This is a genomic window from Planktothrix sp. FACHB-1355, from assembly GCF_014748295.1.
Lineage (GTDB): Bacteria > Cyanobacteriota > Cyanobacteriia > Cyanobacteriales > Aerosakkonemataceae > Aerosakkonema > Aerosakkonema funiforme_A.
Genome location: NZ_JACJUP010000430.1, coordinates 1 through 5,053 on the forward strand (window position 1 = coordinate 1; position 5,053 = coordinate 5,053).

A 5,053-nucleotide genomic window follows, 5' to 3' on the forward strand; every position below is an offset into this window, starting at 1 on the left:
TAGGGAATAATCATAATTCCCATTACTAAACCCGCACTCAACATATTGAAACCTGAGAGGTCTGGCAGTAATTTCTGCAACAGGGGAGTGACGAAAACCAGTGCGAAATAGCCATAAACTACTGTGGGAACACCCGCCAGCAATTCTAAACAAGGTTTGATTAATTCGCGCCACCGATTATCGGCAAATTCGCTCAGGTAAATTGCCGAAATAGTACCTAGCGGAACTGCTACTAGCAAAGCTACAACTGTAGTTACCAAAGTGCCTGAAACTAAAGGTAATATTCCGTAGTGGGCATCGCTAAACAATGGCGTCCATTGCGTATCGGTGAGGAATTTTACTAGGGGAACCGTCTCGAAGAAAACCAAAGATTCGGAAACTAAAATGTAAAGTATCTCAAATGTAATTCCTACGCAAGAAAAGGCAGCCAAAAACAACAAAATCTCGATCGCCTTTTCTCGCAAATTGCGTATTCGCTTTGGCGATAATTGCCCTTGTCTGGATAGATGCAGTGATTTGTCTGTCATAAGATTTAGGATTATGCTTGGGACTAGAAACCGGGTTTTTGAATCGAGCGTTCACGGTGAAATTACCATTTTTCGTAGAAACCCGGTTTCTTGGTGCGAAAGAACCACAATTTTTTATTGTCTTGCTTCCCGCTGTAGCAACTGCTGAATTGTCAAACCAACTGGTGCATCGCCAGCAAATACTGTACCCAACTTGCGATTTTGGAAATGCTGGCTGGCAATTGTATATGCTTGGGCTGGTAAGGGAACATACTTCACTGCGGGTACTAAACGAGGCGCATTGCTCATGTAAAAGCTGACAAAATCTCTGACTTCGCCGCGCTGAGCAGCCTTGGCATTTACATAGATAAATATAGGCCGAGAAAGAGGTTTGTAAGAACCGTTTTCTACAGTCTGACGAGAAGGTAAAACGCCGTTAACTGCTACGGCTTTGAGTCGGCTTCTATTCGCTTCGTAATAAGCGTAACCAAAGTAACCCAAGGCACTGCGATCGCGACTTACTCCCTGTACTAATACGTTATCATCTTCGCTGGCAGTGTAATCGCCGCGACTCGATTTGGATTTACCGACAACCGCTTCTGTGAAATAGTCAAATGTACCGGAATCAGCACCAGGCCCAAACAGTTTTAACGGAGCATTTGGCCATCCCTGACGTACCTGATTCCATTTTGTCACAGAGCCCTGCGATGCAGGTTCCCACATTTTCTTCAGTTCGGCAACACTAATATTAGTTGCCCAGTTGTTTTGTGGATTGACAACTACTGTGAGTGCGTCATATGCGACGGGCAATTCTATGAACTGAACGCCAGCTGCTCTACAAGCTTGCAACTCTTCAGCGAGGATTGGTCGCGATGCGTTGGAAACGTCTGTTTCGCCACGACAAAACTTTTTAAATCCACCTCCTGTTCCGGAAATGCCCACAGTTACTCTCACTGCATTTCCCTTGGAGCGCTGAAATTCTTCTGCTACTGCTGCCGTAACGGGGTAAACGGTACTTGACCCGTCTATCTTGATTAAAGCCGGACTTTGGGATTTCACAGAAGATACAGATACGCCAATGGTGGTAGCTGCAACTGCCATAGCGGCGATCGTGGTGAAGCGGTTAAGCTTGAATTTCCGCTTGTGTACCACCATATTATTTTCTCCCTGACGCTTAGCGTCGTTTAATTCTGACCTTAGTAGGATACCTGTCCTTGGTTAAGGGGTTATAATGAAAGGTTATGAATAGATTAAAACTTTTTTATTGAAAGTTATGGCTAGGTTAATTATTGGTTAATTGTTCTCTTATTTGGTAAAGCAGTTTAATCAATAGCCGCTCAACCAGTAACGGATGTAAGTAACGATCGCCTATAAAATTCGTCAATCTCTAGAATTAGAAGAAATATTAACGGCAACGGTAGCAGAGATTAGATCGTTCTTAGGAACGGAACGAGTCATGATTTATCGTTTTCACGCCAATGGCAGCGGTAAGGTAATTGCAGAGTCGGTCGATCGAAATCGCCTCAGTTCGCTTTTGGGTCTGAATTTTCCAGCGGTATGTCGTCCGCTGGAAGCTCGCGATCGTCAATGTAGCTACCGCTCAACAAATTGGCGAGAGTCAATTTTGAGAACCTGTTGCCGATCCCAGGAAGAAGCTGACCGCAGCAATTACGAACAACTTAAACCTAAAGCTTTTCGCAATAGCGTTTGGTCTTCCAACTTTGCAGATAAACGGCCTTTTTCTAAATCCCGAATCCAACTTTGGCTTTTACCTGTCATTTGCGCTAAAGCCCTCTGGCTAATTCCCTGATTTTTCCTGGCCATAGTAATCTGTTCCGGTAAAAGGATAGACTGCTCTTTTAACTTTGTCTTTTTGTGGCGAGAGCCTTGTTTTTTATTGTTGGTATCAGTCCTTACTTGTTCCCAATCGGGTGGAAGTTCAAACCATAAAATACGGGCATTCATTAACAAATTCCATTTACCGCGAGGGCTAGCATCTGTAATGCGTGTGCCATTGCTACCATCCTTAATCCAAAAATCTAACGCTGCTTCGGCATCATCTGGAATTTCGGCTAACTTCGCCCAAAGCGGTTGAATTTCAGGTGGATAAGTCACTGGATCGAATACAGGCTTTAGGTTATAACGATTTAAACATTCTAAATCGCTTTCAAATGTTCGTAAAAGTCGCTTTCTTTCTTCTCTATTTTGAGAGGCATAACCTACTCTTTTTTCACCGTAAGCAACACGCATTAAGGTTGGTACGGTAATGCGTTGTTCTTTTCCCATTTTGGTTTTAAATAGCAGCCAAAGCATCATGCGAGCAGCACCTTCATGTTGCTGCCAAATACTCATCACAGCGCTTAAGAGGGATTGAGCCAAAACCCCATACTGATAAAAATGCGTTCGCTGCTTACAGCCTTGTTTGTTCAAAAAATATTGCGCCCAAATACCTGCTCTAACTTTGAAAGTTAAACCAACTAGGGATTTACAACCAATTTCGTCTTCTTGGAAATGATGTTGAATTTCTAGCAGGTGCCATAAGCGGCTTTCTGCCACTGAAAATTCGTTAACTTTACCTTGTTTAGGCCAAGAAAAGGAAGCGGTTATTGTGCAAGGCTGTTCGGCAATTTTTTTGATGATAGATAGTTTTGTCGATTTACTGAGGTCCTTACGTTTATCCAGTTCTAAGTACTCCTCAATTTGACGATCGCTAATGAGAAACTCTTGCTCCCAAGGCTTTTCCAACGCCGTAGCGTGTGCAGCGTAAATCAGGTGCATACAGGCAGATCTGATATCCAAGGATTCAATTGCTGCAATAGCTTCTTCACGGGCCAGAGGATCGGATTCACCAGCTAAGCTATTAGTGATGTGTAGGACAATTCTTCCCTGCCCTCCGTTGACTTGTCTCTCGTAATAGGGTTGCCCCACATCATTCACTTTCCAATCTAACGATTGTCGTTGTGCTAATAGGTTGCAAAGTTCCCACATCACCATTGAAGATGCAAACGGATTATTCTTCACATTGGCGAATAAGTCAGGACTGGTTGCAGGTCTGATATCTACTTTATATCTACCTTTTTTTGGCTCTGAAGGTACAGGACAAGCGGTCGGACAAAAAGCTAGACACTGCGGTTCCGAATAGTAGCCTTCGCAATTGTTACAAAGACTACCGTCTATCCAATAATTTTGTTCGTCTGTTTTAATTGCGCCTGTGGGACAATGGGTGCGGCAACTATCACAAGCAAGACAATTTCCTGGGATTTTATAAGTCATAAACTAACCTGGAATATTTGATAGTTGGGATACTAGGTCAAACTTCTAACTTATTTATTTGCTTACTTTAACGGTAAGCATTGCATGGGAAAACCCATAGCGAATCATCGCTTAATTGCCAGCGATTAGACTAAGAACTCAAAATTGGTCTGAGTTGACCAACTAATCTTAGACAAGGTTGTGGTTTTAATTTTTATAAAATAAGGATATTTTTTAGGTACTTCTGTTCATAGTAAACATTTTTACCTATTTTAGATTGTTTTTTTATTGTTACGGTAGGTATATACTTATACTAACTTTGAAGTAACTCAACTGCCAATTTATTACTCAGAATAAAGAAAAAGAAACCGGGTTTATTTCGTTGCTATAGCCTCAAAAAACCCGGTTTCTGGGATTATTGAATTGGTTGTTTAGTATCTAGGCCAATCTGGAACCTCAGCATCTTCTCCCCCAATGCCGATCGCTGTATTAAAAATCTCGGCATCGGTGATATTAAGATTATTCATTGATGCCTGAAACACATTAGCGTCATAGATTGTAGCGCGAGTTAAATTTACGTTGTCGAGATTCGCTTGCTTAAGATCGGCGTTGGTGAGAAAAGCTTGAGTTAAGTCAGCGCCTGCCAAGTTAGCATTGGTTAAATCGGCACCTTCTAAGTTGGCGCGAGTGAGGTTGGCACCTTGCAGGTTAGCTTCTCTCAAATCGGCACCAATTAAGTGTGCGCTCCTGAGATCGGCTCCTGATAGATCGCACCGATAACATTGACCAGTTGACAATAGCTGTTGTAGGTGAAGCGGATTTCCAGCTAGAACTGGGCTATTCAAAAATAGGGGAGCAAATAAGCTTAAGGTTGCGACATGAAAAAGTTTCATAATCTTCCCCTTCCATCGAAGGTGGTAGTTTTCCTCACTCTTCTATTATCTCACTAAATTTGGGTCGGATGTTGACCGAAAGCACAAGTTGGCTGTGATGCTCGAAAGTTGGAGAACAACTCTGAGGCTAGGTGGAAAATTTTGGTTGACAGCTTGCCTATGTTGTTGTATAATATTAGGTAGTTTTACATCAAAATTTAAAATTTAACGCTTAATAGAAGCTTCCAAACTATTTTTGTTCATTGCCTTCTCCTGCACTGAATCGCAATTTTTCAGTAGCGACAATCCGAATAAAATTCGCAAACCCAAGATTTCAAACCAAGGCAAACCCCATCCCAACTTCATCTTGAGGAGAAAATACTTCTCAAATGCTGCTTTCACCCAGTTTACCCAGCGTCCTTG

The 5,053-nt window shown here is 42.3% G+C and carries 3 protein-coding genes and 3 pseudogenes; 1 reads left to right on the top strand and 5 read right to left on the bottom strand.

Annotation, left to right across the window (positions count from 1 at the left end):
• Both H6S82_RS17620 and H6S82_RS17625 read right to left on the bottom strand, forming a co-directional pair.
• Positions 1-527 (bottom strand): annotated as a pseudogene (locus H6S82_RS17620) (phosphate ABC transporter permease subunit PstC); the annotation flags it as partial.
• A 114-nt stretch (positions 528-641) separates the two neighbouring features.
• Positions 642-1,661 (bottom strand): PstS family phosphate ABC transporter substrate-binding protein, encoded by a 1,020-nt coding sequence (locus H6S82_RS17625; RefSeq protein WP_190474356.1) that lies wholly within the window; start codon positions 1,659-1,661, stop codon positions 642-644.
• A gap of 217 nt (positions 1,662-1,878) precedes the next feature.
• Between H6S82_RS17625 and H6S82_RS33615 the strand changes: the two are divergent.
• Positions 1,879-2,088: pseudogene (locus H6S82_RS33615) on the top strand (GAF domain-containing protein); the annotation flags it as partial.
• An 86-nt stretch (positions 2,089-2,174) separates the two neighbouring features.
• Here the strand turns inward: H6S82_RS33615 and H6S82_RS17630 are convergent.
• From H6S82_RS17630 to H6S82_RS17640, 3 genes and pseudogenes are all read right to left on the bottom strand, one after another.
• Positions 2,175-3,779: a helix-turn-helix domain-containing protein gene (locus tag H6S82_RS17630; protein WP_190474355.1), complete on the bottom strand. Its 1,605-nt coding sequence runs from the start codon at positions 3,777-3,779 to the stop codon at positions 2,175-2,177.
• Between the two features lie 410 nt (positions 3,780-4,189).
• Positions 4,190-4,651, bottom strand: a complete 462-nt coding sequence (locus H6S82_RS17635) for a pentapeptide repeat-containing protein (RefSeq protein ID WP_190474352.1) — start codon at positions 4,649-4,651, stop codon at positions 4,190-4,192.
• A gap of 204 nt (positions 4,652-4,855) precedes the next feature.
• Positions 4,856-5,053, bottom strand: a pseudogene (locus tag H6S82_RS17640) (sulfide:quinone reductase); the annotation flags it as partial.